This window comes from Clostridium intestinale, from assembly GCF_035905475.1.
Lineage (GTDB): Bacteria > Bacillota > Clostridia > Clostridiales > Clostridiaceae > Clostridium_T > Clostridium_T intestinale.
In genome coordinates this window covers 467,289-486,951 of the sequence record NZ_CP121166.1, presented here as the reverse complement: position 1 = coordinate 486,951, position 19,663 = coordinate 467,289, and the positions used below count along the sequence as shown (strand labels likewise).

Annotated in this window: 19 protein-coding genes; 3 read left to right on the top strand and 16 right to left on the bottom strand. The window is 30.3% G+C overall.

The genetic code is table 11. The features are described 5' to 3' along the window. Window positions 1-2: 2 nt before the first annotated feature. Window positions 3-263, bottom strand: coding sequence for an HPr family phosphocarrier protein (locus P8F83_RS02340; RefSeq protein WP_326513273.1), 261 nt, complete (start codon window positions 261-263; stop codon window positions 3-5). A 296-nt stretch (window positions 264-559) separates the two neighbouring features. Here P8F83_RS02340 and P8F83_RS02335 point away from each other — a divergent pair, with 296 nt between their 5' ends. Beyond that, the gene (locus P8F83_RS02335) at window positions 560-2,659 is read left to right on the top strand and encodes a BglG family transcription antiterminator (protein WP_326513272.1); all 2,100 of its coding nucleotides are present in this window, start codon (window positions 560-562) and stop codon (window positions 2,657-2,659) included. A 154-nt stretch (window positions 2,660-2,813) separates the two neighbouring features. Here the strand turns inward: P8F83_RS02335 and P8F83_RS02330 are convergent, their stop codons facing one another. Continuing rightward, the gene (locus P8F83_RS02330; protein WP_326513271.1) at window positions 2,814-4,259 is read right to left on the bottom strand and encodes an FAD-dependent oxidoreductase; all 1,446 of its coding nucleotides are present in this window, start codon (window positions 4,257-4,259) and stop codon (window positions 2,814-2,816) included. Window positions 4,260-4,482: 223 nt separating this feature from the next. Here P8F83_RS02330 and P8F83_RS02325 point away from each other — a divergent pair, with 223 nt between their 5' ends. Further along, a complete protein-coding gene (locus P8F83_RS02325; RefSeq protein WP_326513270.1) occupies window positions 4,483-5,289 on the top strand; it encodes a MerR family transcriptional regulator in 807 nt (268 codons plus the stop codon). 53 nt (window positions 5,290-5,342) lie between these two features. Here P8F83_RS02325 and P8F83_RS02320 read toward each other — a convergent pair whose 3' ends face one another. Beyond that, window positions 5,343-7,337, bottom strand: coding sequence for a methyl-accepting chemotaxis protein (locus P8F83_RS02320; protein ID WP_326513269.1), 1,995 nt, complete (start codon window positions 7,335-7,337; stop codon window positions 5,343-5,345). A 381-nt stretch (window positions 7,338-7,718) separates the two neighbouring features. On the opposite strand from P8F83_RS02320, the gene P8F83_RS02315 reads away from it, so the two are divergent. Then, window positions 7,719-8,306, top strand: a complete 588-nt coding sequence (locus P8F83_RS02315; protein ID WP_326513268.1) for a sigma-70 family RNA polymerase sigma factor — start codon at window positions 7,719-7,721, stop codon at window positions 8,304-8,306. Window positions 8,307-8,363: 57 nt separating this feature from the next. Here the strand turns inward: P8F83_RS02315 and P8F83_RS02310 are convergent, their stop codons facing one another. The 13 genes from P8F83_RS02310 to P8F83_RS02250 form a co-directional block, all read right to left on the bottom strand. Continuing rightward, window positions 8,364-9,650 (bottom strand): FRG domain-containing protein, encoded by a 1,287-nt coding sequence (locus tag P8F83_RS02310; RefSeq protein ID WP_326513267.1) that lies wholly within the window; start codon window positions 9,648-9,650, stop codon window positions 8,364-8,366. Between the two features lie 157 nt (window positions 9,651-9,807). Beyond that, window positions 9,808-10,320, bottom strand: coding sequence for a YdeI/OmpD-associated family protein (locus P8F83_RS02305; protein ID WP_326513266.1), 513 nt, complete (start codon window positions 10,318-10,320; stop codon window positions 9,808-9,810). A 222-nt stretch (window positions 10,321-10,542) separates the two neighbouring features. Further along, window positions 10,543-10,764, bottom strand: a complete 222-nt coding sequence (locus tag P8F83_RS02300; RefSeq protein ID WP_286909234.1) for a DUF1659 domain-containing protein — start codon at window positions 10,762-10,764, stop codon at window positions 10,543-10,545. Between the two features lie 41 nt (window positions 10,765-10,805). After that, on the bottom strand, window positions 10,806-11,510 hold the full coding sequence (locus P8F83_RS02295; RefSeq protein ID WP_326513265.1) for an N-acetylmuramoyl-L-alanine amidase: 705 nt from the start codon (window positions 11,508-11,510) through the stop codon (window positions 10,806-10,808). Window positions 11,511-12,460: 950 nt separating this feature from the next. Beyond that, window positions 12,461-13,162, bottom strand: coding sequence for an HAD family hydrolase (locus P8F83_RS02290; RefSeq protein ID WP_326514813.1), 702 nt, complete (start codon window positions 13,160-13,162; stop codon window positions 12,461-12,463). A gap of 43 nt (window positions 13,163-13,205) precedes the next feature. Beyond that, the gene (locus P8F83_RS02285) at window positions 13,206-13,835 is read right to left on the bottom strand and encodes a bifunctional 4-hydroxy-2-oxoglutarate aldolase/2-dehydro-3-deoxy-phosphogluconate aldolase (RefSeq protein WP_326513264.1); all 630 of its coding nucleotides are present in this window, start codon (window positions 13,833-13,835) and stop codon (window positions 13,206-13,208) included. Beyond that, complete coding sequence (gene uxuA / locus P8F83_RS02280) at window positions 13,835-14,920, bottom strand: mannonate dehydratase (RefSeq protein ID WP_326513263.1); 1,086 nt, start codon at window positions 14,918-14,920, stop codon at window positions 13,835-13,837. The genes P8F83_RS02285 and uxuA overlap by 1 nt, the downstream gene beginning before the upstream one ends. Window positions 14,921-14,932: 12 nt before the next feature. Further along, window positions 14,933-15,385: a PTS sugar transporter subunit IIA gene (locus P8F83_RS02275; RefSeq protein ID WP_238904957.1), complete on the bottom strand. Its 453-nt coding sequence runs from the start codon at window positions 15,383-15,385 to the stop codon at window positions 14,933-14,935. Window positions 15,386-15,388: 3 nt separating this feature from the next. Further along, window positions 15,389-16,276 carry a hypothetical protein gene (locus P8F83_RS02270; RefSeq protein ID WP_326513262.1) on the bottom strand — a complete coding sequence of 296 codons (888 nt, stop codon included), beginning with the start codon at window positions 16,274-16,276 and terminating at the stop codon, window positions 15,389-15,391. A gap of 31 nt (window positions 16,277-16,307) precedes the next feature. Further along, the gene (locus tag P8F83_RS02265) at window positions 16,308-16,811 is read right to left on the bottom strand and encodes a PTS sugar transporter subunit IIB (RefSeq protein WP_315110023.1); all 504 of its coding nucleotides are present in this window, start codon (window positions 16,809-16,811) and stop codon (window positions 16,308-16,310) included. Between the two features lie 22 nt (window positions 16,812-16,833). Further along, window positions 16,834-17,691, bottom strand: a complete 858-nt coding sequence (locus P8F83_RS02260) for a PTS system mannose/fructose/sorbose family transporter subunit IID (protein WP_181602940.1) — start codon at window positions 17,689-17,691, stop codon at window positions 16,834-16,836. A gap of 15 nt (window positions 17,692-17,706) precedes the next feature. After that, a complete protein-coding gene (locus P8F83_RS02255) occupies window positions 17,707-18,537 on the bottom strand; it encodes a PTS mannose/fructose/sorbose/N-acetylgalactosamine transporter subunit IIC (protein ID WP_326513261.1) in 831 nt (276 codons plus the stop codon). Between the two features lie 10 nt (window positions 18,538-18,547). Then, window positions 18,548-19,651: an iron-containing alcohol dehydrogenase family protein gene (locus tag P8F83_RS02250; protein WP_326513260.1), complete on the bottom strand. Its 1,104-nt coding sequence runs from the start codon at window positions 19,649-19,651 to the stop codon at window positions 18,548-18,550. Window positions 19,652-19,663: the final 12 nt, after the last annotated feature.

Sequence of the window (19,663 nt, the reverse complement as noted above, 5' to 3'; positions counted from 1 at the left end):
AATTAATCTATTAAGTTATTAATAAAATTTGAAATGCCTTCTAATGCTTCAACCTCATCTTCACCTTCTGTACAGAGGGTGATTTTTGTTCCTTGAACTATACCTGCTGATAAAACATTTAGTATACTCTTTGCATTAATTTTTTTATCATCAGTTTTTATAACAACATTACTTTTAAAATTAGAACATTTTTTTACTAGTTCTGATGCTGGACGAGAATGAATTCCTGTTTTATTTTTTACTGTTATTTCTCTCTCTACCATGATTTACTCCTTCACTAATTATTTTTAAATCATAAACTTATATTATTAACTTTCACAATGACCAAAAGCACAATCTGTCTATGCCTAAATTATAAGTTCAATAAAAAATATATAAAAGGGCAATAAATTTACCTATTTCATAGAACATATTGAAACTATTTAACTGGTTAAAAGTTTTCTCAAAATCGGGAAGACATTTGTTAATAAATTATATTGCAAACAGTTTCAACTAAATTTGAAAGTATATTATAATAGTCTTATATCTTAGAAGGTAGTGTTATAGAGGGGAGTTCCATATGAATAATAGAGTTTATGAACTATTGGTTTTTTTAATAAACAATAAAAACAAGGAATTTCATTTATTAGAACTTGGGGATTATTTTAACGTTAATGTTCGTACTATCAGGAATCATATATCTATAATAGAGGACTTTTTAATAGATAATGACTTTCAGAATATCTTAATAAAAAATAATAGTAAGGTATCTTTCATAGGAGAAAAAGCTCACATAAATGAAATTTTAAATATTGCAGCTAAAAGTGATTTTTACGATTATAGACTTTCTTCTGAGGAAAGACAGATAATAATATCTATAATGCTTTTATTATCAGATGAACCCATAACTATTGCAGATTTTGAAGATGCTCTATTTGCTAGCAGAAGCTCAATAAAAAAAGACATTTCTTTAGCAAGAAATATATTAAATAAATATGGTGTATCCTTTTCTGAAAATAAGAGATATGGTTATATTTTAGATATAGATGAAAGTACTAGACGAAATGTCATATACAGCTTCTTAAAAGAAAAGGAGCTTTCCAATCCAAACTCTTTAGATACTTCTGGTGACATATGTCTATATTATATAAAACATCAAATTAACTTCAATTTTTATAAATCAATGGCTGAAAATGCACTTTACATTCTTGAACCTCATTTTTGTATCGCAATGACAGATATAGATTTCAATGAAATATTAATTCTTCTTTGCATAATATGCTATAGGTTAGATAAAAAAAGAATTATAGAAGATTATGTAGGAGATATTCACTCAGATGATATATTCTGTGAAATATCTGAGTATGCATTAAGACTAATTATGAATGATAGAGGGTTCTCTAAAGGAGACATTTTATACCTCGCAGATAAATTAAGATATAAAATAACTTATAAAAACAATACTCCTGTTAATCAAGAACTTATCAATTATTATATAATAGTTAACGGCTTCTTGTACAACCTATCTCAAGCTTTTAATATAAATCTTCAAGAAGAATACAAACTTCAAGAATTTTTAACAGCCCATATAGCTAGAGTTTGCCATAGGATAAAAGAAGGAGATTCTTTAATAAATCCCTATAAAGATCAGCTTATTTCAACTTATCCAAAAGATTTTAAAATATTAAGAGACAATATTAACTTCTTAGAAGAAAATCTCAATGTGAGGATTAACGAAGATGAGAGCTCTTATATATTAATGCATATAGAAGCTTCATTAGAAAAAATACGTCAAAGTCTTATTATCCCTTCTGTAATTATTGTTTGTCATGTAGGTTTTGGAACATCTCATTTTTTAGCAGAAAGATTATCAAAACATTTTAAACTAAATATTTTAGAAATTATATCCTCACACAAACTTAAAGAATATATGCAGAAAAGACAGCTTAATTGTGATCTAATTATTAGTACAATTCCATTAATCGGTATATCTATCCCTTGGATTCAAGTAAACCCTATTTTATCTGATGATGATATTGTTCATATCAATATACTGGTATCTGATTTCCTAAATAAAATAACTCCATATAAAGCAATAACAAAAATAGATAAAAATAAAGAATCTATGATAGATAGCTTCTCCAATGATAAATACGAAAATCTAAAAATAAAACCTACTATTTTAAAAGAGAAAACCTTTTCCTCTCTTTTAACTGACGAGTTAATTATATTAGATAAAGAGGTTGAAAATTGGAAAGAGGCAATAATTTTATCGGGAGAACCCCTTCTATGGAAAGATATAATTACACCCAATTATATTAGAGCTGTAGTCAATAATGTAATAGACAATGGTCCTTACTTTGTATTTGCACCTGGAGTTGCTATTGCCCATGCCTCTCCTAAAGATGGAGCAAAAAAGCTTGGTGCTTCTTTTGTAAGACTAAAAAAGCCTGTAAAGTTTGGCCATAAGACTAATGATCCAATAAATATAATAATTATGATTTCTATTATAGATACTAAGAAAAATCTTAATATGCTTTTTACTACAATGAATACACTTTGTAATCCTAAAGCTTTTAATAAATTTATATCCGCTAAAGACAAAAATGATATTGTAAATATCTTTAAATATTATGAAGATAACAACGTTAAAAAAGAAGAAGCATTTAGAAGATTATAGAGTATTTAAACCTTGGGATATTAATAATTCTAAATTGAAAAAATAAGAGCTGAGTATTAGTAGTTTTATACTAACTAATACAACAGCTCTATAATTTAACTTTTTAATATAAAAAACTATTACAGATAATTTAATCAATGATTCTGAATTTAGTCTATTTGCTGTCTTTAATGTCAGCTATGGCAGTTTCAGCTGCTAGACGTCCTATTACAAATGATACTGTTAATCCATGTCCTAGTTGACTTGCAGTTTCTCCTCCTATATAAAGCCCTTCAATAACAGTTTTATCTTCACGTAATGCATGTGCACCTGAATCAATTAATACACCACCATTTGTTATTTGGCTTGCAGGAGAAATTTTAGCTCCATAGTATTTAGGTGTATCAATACGACTGAACATAGACTCTTTACGACCAAACTCTTCATCTTTACCTGCATCAAAATATTTTTGATAAGTATTAACCGTTTCTACTAAAGTTTGTCCATCATCTAAGCCAAGCTTTTCTGCTAGCTCTTCTAAAGTATCAGCTTCTGTAAAATAACCACTATCTTTATATTCTTGCATAAGAGCTGCATTATCTACAGATACTTGGTCAAATACTAAGTATGCATATCCAGTAGTTTGCTTAGTGATTTTTTCACCAAGTTCAGTAGTATTCGCTAATTCATTTACAAATCTTTTTCCTTCTTTGTTAACTAATATAGCTCCATTGTAACGCACATTTGTCAAAGACACTGCACCATTACCAGTATCAAATGCTACAGTTTGTGGAGATGTAACATCCATATTGCCTATTCCAGCTCCTACTTCCATAGCCATAGTAATACCATCTCCAGTTGCTCCTTCACTTGCAGTCGAAGGATATCCAGCCCACTGAGGAGTATATTTTGCTACCATTTCTGCGTTAGATGCAAATCCTCCTGTTGCAAGAATTACAGCCTTTGCATTTATTTTGTAGCTACCTTTATCGCTTTCAATCTCAACACCTACAGCCTTATCTCCATCCATTATAACCTTAGTTGCTTTACTATTTGTTCTGTAATCTATCTTTAATTCATCCATTCTTTTTAGTAATACAGAAACCAGCATTTTCCCCATAGCACTGCCATCTTCAGTTGTATGTTGAGAGCCATTTATAACCTTAGATAAATCAGCCCCCATATCTATAAGCCAATCAGCAGTCTTCCCTGATAAATCTGCTAATAATCTCAATGAAGGATCGTCTTCCTTTTTGCTACCTAAAAGCTTTTTATAATAATCATCAGCTGTATACACTTCACTCTCATCAACAGTTGTATCAACAGATGCTGATGAAGTAGCGTCTGTATCAGTCGCTTCCTTCTTTTCACCTAATTGTACTGAACTTCCTCCCGCATTAAATGCAGTAGATGCAAGAAGAGTAGTTCCTCCCATTTCAGGCATCTTCTCTACAAGTATAACATTCATTCCCTGTGATTTTGCTTCTATAGCAGCTGTCATTCCTGCACCACCACCACCTACGATAACAATATCTGTAGTTTCATCTTTTACTTTACTTCCACAAGAAACCATAGTACTTGTCATTAATACGCATAATAGAATTCCTAATAATTTTTTCATATTATCCCCCTTAGTATGTAAATATTGTTTAAAAATTAACAACTTGATTGTAAACCATGGGGTAACACAATAGTCAATATTTATTAATAGATTATTCATAAAAAAATTTTTCTCTTCCATAATCTATATACTAAACATAATTTAATTATTATAATTAATTATTATAAACTCTAAATTTGTACTTATATGTCGAATCATCAATTAATATTGAAGGGAGTTATCTATGTATACTATAGGAAAATTTGCACAATTACTAGGTTTGAGTATTGACACTATTCGTCACTATAAAGATATTAATATTCTTGCACCAACTCAATCACTAAACGGTTATTTTAAATATGATAATAGACAAGCACTTATTACTCTACTTACAAAAGAGCTAACTAGTTTACATATGCCATTATCAGAAATAAGACATACTATTAAAAATACCTCCTTAAATGAATTCAACTATTTTCTATGTGACAAAGAAACAGAACTTGAAGATAAAATTAAGAGACTTGAGGATGAATTGTTCCGCTTAAAAGAAACTAAAAAATACTCAAGTTTTGGTATGAAATTAATAAATTCTGTTGATGAATTTCATGGTACAACAATATATTCATTACCTATAATCACCAAAGATTCTTCAATAAAAGAATTCAATTTTATAAAAGAGTGGGTTAATTGTTTTCCATTTTCATATATATCTATATCATTATCCAAGGAGGAATTAAATGATGATACCTTTAGCAAAAAATATTCTTCAACTATAGGTATAGGAATAACAAAAAAATATTTCGATGATCTATCTTTAAGTTGTAGTAATAATGTTAAGATAACTAATGAAGGTCTATGTATTAGAACCTGCATTGCTGTAAAGGATATATTCTCTATTTCTCCTGATGATTTATCTTCCCTTACCTCTTATGCAAAATTAAAAGGATATGAATTTGTAGATAATACTTCTGGAAGATTGCTTTTTATTGAAAATGCAGACACAATCCCTATATACTATATTTTAATATGGGCTCGAGTTGAAGCTAAATAAGAAAAATAGAATTACCTAGCTAATAAGCAAGTAATTCTATTTTTCTTTTATCATTAAATCTTAAATCTATTTACTTCTTCTATCATTTGAGTAGTCATACTATTAAGAGTTTTTGCAGCTTCGGCTACTTCTTCAGTTGAAGCATACATTTCTTCTGATGACGCTGATATCTCCTCAGATGATGCTGAAGTTTCTAATGAAATTGAAGATATTCCATCTATCCTACTTAATATAACATTTTTATCGCCTTCTATATTTTCAGCAGAGCTTTTAATACTATCAATTTTAGGTATTACTTCGCCCACAGCAGATATAATTTCTTTAAAAGATTTTGTTGAATTATCAATAATCTCAACTTGTTTCATTAATTCATCATCCATAGTTACTGAATCTTTTACTATAACATCTGAATTCTTTGAAATTATACTTATTAATTTACTTATATTTTCTGCTGAATCTTTTGATTGCTCTGCTAATTTTCTTATTTCTTCTGCTACTACCGAAAAACCTTTTCCAGATACTCCAGCTCTAGCAGCCTCAATAGCAGCATTTAATGCTAGTAAGTTTGTTTGCTCTGATATACTATTGATTAAATTAGTTATTTCATTTATTTGTTTAATATTTTCTCCTAAGATTTTTATTTTATCATAAAAACTCTTAAAAGAAGTACTTACATTTATCACAGATTTATTTAATTCATTCATATCATTACTACTATTGTTTGCCATAATATTTATCTGCTTTGAATTTGAGTCTACGTCCTGAATCTCTTTAACCATTTCAGATAATTTATCACTAAACTCATTAAGTATTGTTACAATTAACATTAAGTCTTCTGATTGAGATCCTGTCCCCTTAGTGATATCAGAAATGGCTTCAGTTACATTTTCTGATACATTTGCTATCTGCTCTGATATAGCTGTTAGATTTTCAGAGCGAAAATTAATATTTTCAGAGTTATTCTTTATCTTTTTAATCATTGATCCCAATGATTCTTGCATTACTTTCATTGAATTTGTCATATCTCCAATTTCATCTTTCAGCCTTAAATACTTGGGAGATACTTCTTTATTTAAATCCCCTTCTGATAATAGCTTTAAATGTTTGGAAGTTGATTTAATTCCTTTTGCTATAGTACTTGATATTATATAAATCATAATAAAACCTACTAGTACTAATACAGCAGCTGATAGTGATATAAGTACAAGCAATCCATCTAATTCTGATAAAATTTCTTTTTTATTTACTGTAACGCCTACGGACCATTCCCCACCATTTACCGGAGCATATCCTATTATTTTTTTAACCCCATTATACTTATATTCACCTAATCCAGTCTCTCCGACTATCATTTTTTTGTAGATTTCTACAAGACTATGTAAACTTTCATCCTTCTCTGCTTTCTCTATAGCATTATTCATTTTAACTACTAAGTCACTATTAGTATTAGCAATAGTTACGCCTTTTTTATTTATCATAAATGCATACCCAGTTTCGCCAACCTTAACTTCATTAGTTAATTCACTTAAATAATTTCCATCCCTAGTTTCAATTAGTACTCCAACTACTTCATTATTATGTTTAATCGGAACTGCATAAATAATAATTACGCTTTCATCAGTTTTGTTTATTATTGGATCTGAAACAGTCCCTTCCCCTAATAATGCTTTTTGAAAATACTCTCTGTCCTTTATCTCAGCGGTTGTACCACTTGTGTTATGAGCTGATCCATTTTTATCTACAACCCCCATCCTTAAGCTTCCAATCCTTTTAGATTCCTCTGAAAGAATTGATAATTTTTTTTCTAAAGATATGTCAGGATTGCTTATTTCATCTCTAGCAGCTATTGACTCAAGTGATTTTAATTCACCTTCTATTTTACTTTCAATATTTGCAGCAGTTCTTACTGAAATATTAGGAAGTGTTTTCTCTAAATTAGATTCTAGAGAACTTTTTGCTGTTAAGAAGGCCACTATTCCCATGCTTATGCATATAACTATGAACAGGGATCCCACAAATACTATTAATTTTGATTTTATACTTTTCATCATTATCCCCCTTTGTTTGATTGTTTCTATTAAAAACAAATCAATTTTAAATCAAGGGGTAACCCCATAGTCAATGATTACTATAAAAATATTACCAAAATTTAGTTTTCATATAAACTAATTTGTTTATTTTTGGAGATTTAACAAACATTCAAAAACGATAAAAAAGTAGTAGCTTAAAATATAAAAATAGTTAGCTATCTAGAACACCTATTCCTATCAAGATTGGTTTATGGTATAATTTTCCTATAGATAAAATACTTGAAGGATTCCTTCCTTTACCCCTGTCATAACTGCAATTATGACTAATATTAATGCCTATTTTAATTCATTACTTACCCTATCAACCTACTCTTAAAAAATGAGTAAGAGGTGATAAATTTGAATTTTGATGAAGTGGAAAGATTAGCGTTACTATCGATAAAAGGAGATATGAGAGCAAAGGAAGAATTAGCAGAAAATTTTAAACCATTTATATTGAATCTAGCAAAAAAATCTTATATTCATGGTTTTGAATTTGAAGACATAGTTAATGAATGTTATAACAGTCTGTTTAATTGCTTAAGTAGATATAACCCTGATAAACACAGGTTTGTTGCCTATGCTACTATCTCAATAAAAAACTCAGTAGGCTTATTAATAAGATTAGCTAATAAAAGAAACGAAACTGATGGGGCAGCTACATTAATTCTTACTGATAATCTCGAACATGTAGTTTCAAATGATAAGGAATTTATTGAAGATGAAGTTATTAAAAAAATTGATATTGATAACTTAAAAAAGGCAATTAGTGAGCTTAGTCACACTGAAAAGAATCTTGTAGACTATGTTTTTCTAAAAAAGCATACCTTAAAGCAGTATTCCTTGCATAGCAATCTTAACTACTCAAAAGTTGTTAATAAGAAAAATAGTATTATTAATAAATTGAAATTCAATCTTAAAAATGGGATTTCAGTTAGTGGTAATTAAGGCATATTGAGCTTAAATAATAAGTAATTATGCGGAAGACAACTTGTCTTCCGCATATTAGTATCTTCCCTTTATAAAATCAGCAACATCATCAATTTCAGGAAAAAGAGTCGATTTGTTTATGGAAAAAGCATTCAACATATCTATAAAACTTTTCTTCTCCTTAATTATAAATACTTGTCTTTTTTTATTAGAATCTTTATATCGTAACTCATTTAAATCCAGCTCTTTATAATTCTTAGATAAACCACATAATATAAATGCTCCATCCTGTTTAAGTACTCTATTATTATTTTTAAGTGGCAATACAACTACACTACTAAGCAAATCATTTTTTTCAATCTCATCTCTAAATGCAGGCTTTTCAGATTTCACTTCCTGTAATAAAGGATGTACTTTTGTATTAAACTGCTCTTGAGACATATTTTTATCACTTGCACACTCATACATTTCTTGTTGTTTTGCATAGTCAAACATAGGTAAACTTGCTAATATAGAAACAGTATCACTTTGGGGATATTTTATAGAGTTATCATCAACAGAAAAAACTACAATCTCTCCAAAAGAATCCTGATAGTTTTCGCATGCAAAATATAAGGCAACCAAAGGATTAGTTGTTATATCTAATAGCCTTGTAGGCAACCCATAATGTTGCATTTCCACAAGATATTCAAGATGAGATTTCATTTTTTCAAAACTACTTGGACACTTAATTATTAGTTCATTGTACATTTTTCTTTCATTAATCCTCCAGTTATGCCTACGCATTAATGAAGGAATTAAGATATAATTAGCTTCCGCGTGTCCCCTATAAAATAATGTTTTCCCTGGTAGTGACATTTCTCTAATATATTTAAAAAATTCTTCAATGGAAGACAAAAAATTTAACTCAACTATTGAATTTAGGTATACTATCCCTTGAGAAATATTTACTTCACTTGACAGCTTGTACTTTTCTTTTAATGACTTCATCATTTCCTTAGTAGCTACTAAACGCTCATCAATTGTGTTTATTGACTTGTAAATCCAATTAATTAAAGCTTGCGCTTCCTCAAATTTCATAAAGTCAGCATTTCCGTAATTCTTCATAGCTTTAGAATTAATAAATTCATCAAGAGCTTTCTCAATATCCTTTGCTTCAACGAATTTGCTCCTATATAATTCAATAAATGGAGAATCTATATTCTTTAATATTTGCAGCATTGAATCTTTGCTAATCTTACCAGATATATAACGATTCATATCACAGTATCCATCAGTAATAAGTTTTTCTCCACATACTAAATAGAATGCTTTTTCCACAAATGGATTAGTATATATTTTTTCAAATAAAATAAAGAACAAAATAGCACCCTCCTAAACTAACCAAAATACTTTTATTAATTACTTACACTTATTTCTATTTTACAGTAACTGTTTTCATATTTCTACATACATTATATAAAACTGGGCTATATCTGTTAGAGTTTATTCTGGTTGATTAGTTTTTCACTTGCCTCTCTTAGTCAATAAGGCGTCCATTATCATTCCATGAACCGTACATCTTATCTTGTTTAGTATTTTCTATAAACTTATCCAATCTCTTCATAAATAACTCCTGTTGGTTTTTCACCTGTTGTATTGTATCTATTCGTACTCTTCTATACAACTCAGGGAAATTCATAAAATTTTTATATACTAACTCATCTTCTTTCAACTTTTTCTCTATAAACTTATCAATAACAAAAGAATTACTACTCATATCAGGTAAGACCTTTCTTCCTTCATCAGTCATAAGTCCAAGTTTCTCAAGACGCCTTACACGTTCTTTATTCAATTCTGTCCATGAACTTTTTTTACTTCTAGGAGATAATCGTTGAACAAGCTGATTTTCTGAATTTTTCTTTTTAATTCCATCAATCCATCCAAAACATAAAGCCTCTTCAACTACGTCCAGATATAATAATGTATCTGCTTTAGGCACAATACTAACCACTACCCAACAACTTGTTTCAATTGAACTGTTATCTTGCAACCAAATTCTTAGCTCTTCCCTTGTCCTTACATTAAGTAAACCTTCTATATTTATGATTAACTCACTCCTTTTGTTTTCTTATTATTAGTATATCAACAAAACCCTGACAACCACTGTCATTTTTATAAAGAATTAGCCCCATCAAAATCTTAAATAGAGTTTGATGGGGCTAAAAATGACTCTAATGAAGCTTTGAATACCAAGCTTCTACAGCAATAAGGGTTACAACCTTATTAGCTCAAATTTATTTTCTTTTGAAACTCTATAGGTCTGTGTATCTATTACTTGTCCTATGGCATTTCCTACATCATATAAAGCTTCATCTGTAGCATCTTCAGATATTTTTGAATATCTTTGCTTCTTGTAGACATCTTTTCCTTCTTTATCTAGTCCGCTTTTATATTCTACAACTAAAGCTAATGAAGTTAAAATTGATTCTGTCATATGACTCGCCTCCTTTCATTTTAAATAGAATTTTTGATTATTTACTTAACTCTTATTTTTTGACCAGGATATATTAAATCTGGATTTTCAATATTGTTTAAAGCTATGATGTCTTTTACCGTTGTGAAATAAATCTTTGATAATGTCCATAAGTTATCACCTTTTTTTACTACATGATATAGCCCCTCTTCTTTTGCCTGATTGCTTTCTTCATTATGGATATTAAAAGCCTTTTTAATTCCTCTAAAAATTGCAGCCGCCATAGCTTCAGGGTTATATATTTGCATATCATGTTCACTGTCACAAAAGGCACATTCAATAAGAATTGCAGGCATTATAGTATTTTTTAATACAAAGAGATCATCCCTAATTTTTACCCCTCTGTCTCTAAACCCTAAAGAAACAATCTCTGGAAGTATTACCTTTGCAATATCTATCCCCTTACTACCTGGATAACAAAGAATCTCACATCCTTGTGCTCCTGGAAAAGCATTGTGATGAATAGATATAAAGAAATCTGCATTATGATTATTAGCTATAGCTACTCTCTTGTTTAAAGAGTCATAAAGACTTAAAGCACTACTAGACAAACATTTAATAACCTCAATACCCGCACTTAAGCATTTCTCAATTAGTTTAGTACCCACCTCAAGATTTAACTTATCCTCTGACTTAATCCCAGATGCCCCTAGGTCATAACTGCAATTATGACCAATATCAATGGCTAGTTTTAATACATTACTCAATCTATCAACCTCCTCACAAAAGATACACACTTTATTGCTGTAGCATACCACGCAGTGGTTGCATTAGATTCCTTTTAACTTCTAACAAAAGATTAGACTGACGCTGAAAATAGCGTCCACCAAGTTGCAGTGCACTTCTGCCCTGTAGAGGCTTCTTCCCAAGCCTCATCAAATTCTTTTACGAATAAAGAAATTCATCACTTACTCTATCAACCTCCTTGTAAAAGATATACACCTTAGTTCTGTAGAATTTACTTCGCAGAAGGAAATTCATTAAATTCCTCCACCTATGATCAATTAAATTCATTGTTTAATTTATTAACCTCCTCACAGAATATATATGTCATTATCCAAAAAATTGCTAAGTTAAGTAGGAGTAAAATTGAATTTTATTGAAGTAGAGATATAGTGTCTATTGAAACCCGCTAATATTTAGAAAATAACTCTAACACCATTAATCTCAAAACAAAAAATTAGGCATAGAGTGAAAACTCTATACCTTAAATTAATCCTTTAGTAGCATGTCTGCTCACTAGCAAAATTTATAAAACTGAAATACGAAACTTACTAACCAACTGTGTTTGCATATATTGAACAATTACAATTTTTTATGCAAGATGACTTACCATCTTCCCTGTAAAAATAATTTATATTCAAACTCTAACATCTTCTACTATCATAAATTTCCTTAACAAAAATCCTCCAAACTTTTATTTTGTTAACACCTTTATATTTAGCTATTTTCTTTATAAGTTTTTCAACTTCTTCAATTAATTTTTCTTTTCAATTAAAGCGCTGATTAACGCATAAAATTATTTAAAATTTAAATCCCTGGAATATAACTAGATATATTCTTATCTATCTAGCTATATAACTATATATAGTGTTTATGCGGCTTCAGAGCATTTCAAGGTATTTTATCAATAAAAACAGGTGTGTTTTCACGTTAATTATTTTAAATAATCTATAACTTCTAATAAATTTTTAAAAGTTTCTACATTCTCTGGTATCGTAATAAGAGACTCTTCAGGATTTATTAATAACGGATGTTTTCCTTTGTGTGTTGGTAAATTAGATATGTCATCTGGAATTAGAAAAGGCTTAATATTTCCTTGCAAAGCAGCCTTAATACCTACTATAGAATCTTCTAATACTAAAGAATGTTCTGGTAAAACATTTGCTTTTTCACAGGCCTTTAAAAATATTTCAGGATTTGGTTTTCCATTATAGACTTCATCTCCTGATACAATGATATCAAATACATCAGGCATATCTTCAATTTTAAAATAGTGTTTTATTTTCTCTCTGCTATTAGAAGAAGCCAAAGCTATTTTATAATAATTTTTCTTTAAAAATTCCAACAGTTCTAATAAACCTTTTTTCTTGTATACACGTTTCTCATCACTTAAAATTTTTTCTCTATTTAAAATGATTTTATCTCTCCATTCATATACAGGAGCATCCTTTCCGTATAATTTTTTCATTCCCTCTCGAATCTCGGCCTCTCTACGTCCAGTCAAATAGTAATATACAGAATGATTCACTGTAAAATCAAAATTTTTAGCACCTTCTATATATGCACGATATGCTAGTTGTCCAGTATCAAACATTAACCCATCCATATCAAATATAACTAATTCAGGTTTTTCCATTCTCACATAATCCTCCTTAAAAAAAAAGCCGTGCAATATTGCACTAAGCTTTAATTTGATCAACTAATGATTTTAACAAGTTGCTTGTCTTTTCTTTACCGTCATCTTTGATCATCTTTTCAGAAATAATAAAAGATCCACCAACTGCTAAAATATAATCGTTACTAACATAATCCATAAAGTTATCTGCATTAATTCCCCCTGTTGGCAAGAATTTAACATCATAAAATGGTCCACTTAATGCTTTAATAGCCTTTAAACCACCATAAATATCCGCTGGAAAATACTTTACAACATTAAGTCCATAACTAACTACTTTTTGAATATCAGTTGGAGTTGCTGTTCCAGGGAAAACTGGAACTTTATTTTCAATACAATATTCAATTACCTCTGGAATCACAGCTGGAGAAACTATAAAGCTTGCTCCATTTTCAATTGCATTTTTAGCTTCTTCTAATGTACGCACAGTTCCTGCTCCAACAATCAACTTACCAGATTGTGAAAGTTTATTAATTGCGTCTAAAGCAAGATTGCTTCTAAATGTTACTTCTATAAAAGGTACATCATTTTGCAAAAGAATCTCTTCCAAATCATCTAAATATTTTAAATCAGTAGCAGTATAAAGAGGTAATAACTTTATTTCTCCTAATTTTTTATATACATTTACACTCATTACTCTTTCTCCAATCCATTTTCTTTTTGAGATTTTGTAACAGCTTCATGTAAGCCTCTTAAATAAGTAAAACCTAAAGCACGATCATATAAACCATATCCTGGCATTGCTATTTCGTCCCAAATTGAACGACCATGATCTGGACGGATGACACCATCAAAATTAATATCTACGAGTGCCTTCATAAGTGAATACATATCAAATGATCCATCAATACTCAAATGAGCAGATTCTCTAAATCTTTGTTCTCCTAAAAATTCAACATTTCTTAAGTGTACAAAATGAATTCTACTTCCTAATTCATGTATTACTTTGACTAAATCTGTTTCCGGATTTGCTCCTAAAGATCCTGTGCAAAGTGTTACTCCATTATAAGGAGAATCTATAATATTTATTATTCTTTTATAATCCTCTAAGTTTTTTGTTACTCTTGGAAGATTAAAGATTTCCCATGGTGGATCATCCGGATGAATCCCCATTTTTACATCAACCTCTTCACAAACGGGAATAACTTTTTTTAGAAAATACGCAAGGTTGTCAAATAAATCATCCTCTGTAATATTTTCATACATTTCCATCAAATCATTAAACTTCTTTAGACGTTCTTCTTCCCATCCTGGTAATTTAAAACCATTCGATTGACTGTTTATAAGTTTAAACATATCTTTCGCATCCATGTTTTCTACGACAGCTTGATCAAATAGTAATGAATAACTACCATCTGGATTTTCATGTTTTAAATTTGTTTTAGCCCATCCAAAGATTGGCTTAAAACTATAACATACTAAATGAATATCACATGCTGCTAAATTTCTGATTGTTTGAATGTAATTATCAATATAATGATCACAATCTTTTGTCCTTGCTTTAATTGCATCATGAACCGCAACACTTTCAATACCAAGTAGCTCCAGGCCTTCTTTTTCAATTGAATTTTTAAATTCTTTTATTTCATCTATTTCCCAAACATCTCCAGGCAACTTATTTAATAAGGTTCCTACAACCCCATCTGTCCCTGGAACTTGCCTGAAATGTTTTAAAGGAATAGAGTCTTTCGCTCCATACCATCTAAATCCCCACTTCATTTTATTCCTCCATCAAAAATCATCATCTTCATCATTATCATCCATATCTACATCTACAGGTGCATGCCATAAACTAATACAGTCTTTTGCTTGTTCTGCAGCTGATTTTGCAACTATTTCTATTTGTGTTCCTAAAATTTGATGATTTATTATTTCCAATAACATAGGTAAGTTAACTCCACCAATAATATAAACCTTATCTTTTAGGTCTTGCTCTAATTTATTTGTAACAAGAACTGATTGATTATATGGGCTTGCGCTTACTAAATCAACCAATACAAGAACACCATCGCCTTGATTTACTTCTAAAATAGAGCTATTTATTTTCTTACCAAGTTTCTCAACATCGTCTCCAGCATTTAAATTTACTGTTAAGATATTTTCTGTATTTCCCATAATAACTTCAGCTGCATCTTTAATACCGTCGCTTAAAGTACCATGTGTGGCTATTACAATTCCTAGCATAAATTAATCTCCTTTTATATCTTGATTTAACAATTCTAGTGCCTTAGTAAAATGGTCATAATTTAAATTTTTCTTATTTAACTTTGATTTGTCTAAATAAAACTCTTTGTTTTGATTCATATCTGCACAAAACAAATAATTGATTTGATCTTTAGGGGATACATAACGTACTCCTTTAGATTCAGTAACCTCTTTTTCAAATTGTCTACCCATTGCATTTAAAGTGGCATCAGCTCCAATAGAATCTAAATAATAAATCTTTGCATTCTTTTTTACAGAGCTCATTAAGACGTCTAATCCTCGACTTCCATAAGAGCCTTCATCTATAAACGCATAAGCCACCTTTTTTTGATTTTTATTCTCTGTTAACATCTGTAGTAAAAAAAGTACTGAAGATGTATTCCTAATTAAATTTTTTCGATTCAACTCACCTTTTGTTAGTTTTGATAAAATCATAAAATATCCACCATATATCAGTGCAAGACATGCTGTTTGCACTGAAAATAAAACAAATGGGGAAGAAACCAACCTCATGTATAAAAGTGTTCCTAAAATACCTAGGAATACCCAAATGAGAGATGAACAAAGAACCGCTTTTGTAGTTTGTTTTTCTTGTTTTTTTCTATCAAACAATACATAATCTCCTAAATAAGCTGGAGGTGTATCATAATAAGTACAAACGATTTGATCTGCCTTTTTGATATCTCCAACATACACATTTCGTGCACTGTATTTTTTTTGATTACTATATTCGATTACGGAAATATCTTTTCTCACTTGTGATATATCTGTTACAAGTGCCTTCAGAAATCTAGTTTTCTCTTTATCGCTATTCCGTGAACGATACATAAAGGAGTACCTAGCTAATCTATCGTTAAAAATATCCTCCATGATAAACCTCCAGTTTTTATTTTAGGAAAAATTACTTAAATTTACTAACAACATCTTTTAGTTCTGTTTTAGGAGCAGAAGGAGTAGCTTGGAAATAGATATTCTCTACTCCATATTTCTCTTTCATCTCTACTAATCTATCCACATCTTCTTTGTTTATATAAACAGATTTTGTAACTAATAAATCTTTATTTGCATCTTTTTGTGCAATACCACCGATATTCAACTCTTTCATTGGTACTCCATGTTTAACTAGCTCATACATAACCTTTACAGTTTTTGCTAACAAGATACAATTATAATCTTTGAACTGATATTCATCCCAATAAAATTTAGCTTTCTCTGGAGTAATTACTATTGTTTTTTGTCCAGTACGACTACCTGCATTTTTATATAACTCTCTCATGAATTTGTCATTTGCTACAACTTCATCCACTACAAAGATTGAATTTACTCCACTCTTTTGTGAAAGAGTCATCATAACTTGTCCATGAATTAAACGTTCATCTACTCTTGCTAAATTTATAACACCCATTTTTTCAAATCTCCTTTTTATTTTATAGAATTCCAACTCCAGCTAAAACAATTAAAATTAATGTTAACCATAATAATGCTGAGGTAACTTTTAACCCCTTTTTATTGTAGAACCAATAAACTCCCATAACTACTGTTAATGGTAAAAGTCCTGGAATAATAGAATCTAAAATACTTTGGATAACGAATGGTTTCCCTGAAATTGTGAATTGCAAAGTTGAACTAACTTTTACGTAGTTACCTGCTAAGATTCCCATCATATATATACCTAAAACGGATAAAGTGTCAATTGCAGTCTGAATGCCTGCACTTGCCATAAGTCCTGTTGCGTTACGTCCCATATTGAATGCTTGGCGAGAAAAGAATATACCTAATAAAACCTGATAAATTGCAAAACAAACGAATGGGAATAATGCTCCTAATGCACTACCTTGCTGAGCCCAAGGAACTGCTATTGCAATAAATATATATTGTACAGTCCCTGAGTCGATTGCATCACCAATTCCTGCAAGTGCACCCATCAAACCAGCTTTTGTATTATACATCAAATCGTCTTTCATCATTATTTCTGATTTTTCATATTCTTCTCTTGCACGTTCTGATTCCATAGAAGCCATCAAACCAGTAATAACTCCACCACCCCAGCTTAACTGAGTATTGAAAAATAATAGTTGTCTCTTATAAGCAGCTTTTAATGATTCATCATCTTTGTATAGTTTTCTTAAAATTGGCATCATTGCATACAATAAAGAAGATGCAAGATATCTTTCAAATGAATGTGGAATTTCATTTGCAAAATGCCATCTTAAATATGCTTTAGTAACATCTTTTTTTGTAATCTCTTCTGGAGCTGCAGCAGCTCTTTTTACACTTTCACTCATTTTATCTTCTCTCCTTTAAAACCCGTCATCGTAATCATCTTCATCTAATGTCTCCGTAGCCTTAGCAGTAGATGTAATAGGAACATTTTTTCCTTTTTGAGACATGATGAAAATTAAAGCAATTAATAGACCAAACACAGCATAAGTTACCATAGTAATATTCAATGACTTTAATGAAACGCTCATGAAGTATGCTAGGAAAAAGAATACTAAGTAATCTTTACGCCCAATTACATAAACTGTTGTTGCAATACCAATAGCAGCCAATCCGCCACCAACAACTCCAAGAATATGGAATACAAAAGTTCCTTCTAAAGCATTTATTACATCTGCAATCATTGGTGCCCCAAAATATAAAGCTATAAATACCAGTGGAACAAATAGGGCGAATGATGCAATTGTAGGTAAAAGAATGATTGAACGTTTAATAGCGCCATCATTTAAATCTTCTACAGCTTTATCTGTATATTTACCTAAGAATGTATTGATAAAGAAACGGAATTGATATAAATAACTTCCTAACAAACCAACAGGAACTGCAACAGCAATAGCTGCTTCAGGCTGTAAATTTCCTAATAAAGCAACTGGTACAGCAATCGCTGCTGCAATAGATGGTTCTGATGGCATGGATCCTCCTGGAGAGAAAACCCCCATATAAATCAACTGTAAAGCTGCTGTAACAATCATTGCTTGTCCAACATCTCCCATAACAATACCAACAATCAAACCAGTCATTAAAGGTGAAAATCGAAGTGTTAAGGTTGCTCCTCCACCTAACCATCTTGACATAACCGCTCCAACCCACAAAGCGATTAAAAAACTCTGTAATACACTTAAAGTTTCCATTACTCTTCTTCTACCTCTTTTCTATATATTTTTCTAGCTCAAAAATTGTTTTTTTCAAAATCTCCGGTGTAATTGAAATAGGAATCAAATGAACTTTTTCTTTTGAATCAATAAAACCAACTATATCATCGATAACCTTTTCATCTGCTGGATACAATCTCATATGATTTAGAGATACAGGCAGTTTCAAATCTGAATAGAAAGGCATTAAAGAATCAATCGTCGCCCACCTCCCCTCTAAAGCTAATTGATATAAAACCCCATAAGCTACTATTTCTCCATGAAGATATGAATGACTTTCTGGAATATATTTAGCTATTGCATCATGCATTGCATGTGCTGCAGCATTACGGGCATATTTATCTCCTAGTCCTCCACATAAACCTGCAACTGCTATAACAATTTCAGACAAATGTACAAATTCTTCCGAAACTACTTTATTCTCCATATCCTTCATTGCTTTAGCAGAGTGTTTAACAATTGATTCATTACATAACTTTGCAGTATAACCTGCTAAATTCAAAAAGGGTTCGTTCTGTAAATGTTTTTGAGCTAAAATAGAATCTGATTCATACCATTTTGCAATTGTATCTGCCAAACCTGCAATGAAGTAACGTACTGGAGAGTCAATCACTAAATAGGGATCTGTTATTAAGAAAACAGCTTGTCTCATATAATGCTCTGTTTTCCCTTCTGATTCTCCACTTTCTTTATACATAACAGATAAAGGTGTCCATGGTGCACAATTACTAACCAAAGTTGGAACAACACCATATTTTACATTACAAATATGAGCAGCATATCCAACTAAATCTACAAGTTTTCCGCCACCAACTCCAATAATAAAATCGATATCATTTTCCTCAACGATTTGTGATATTAAATCTGCACCATAATAGCTACACTCACCTGTATATTGATGATATAAAACATTTTGCTCTAAAGTTTCTAAAAACTTCATTTTAGGTTTAGTTTTTTCCCAAGAAACTGTTCCATGTACAATCAAGATGTTCTTTGATTTATGTTCTTTTAATAATTCCGGAATAAAATCAATTGCACCTTCATGATACCTATAGAATTCAGGACCAACTTTAACCTTTAAATCTGTCAACATTTTGATCTCCCC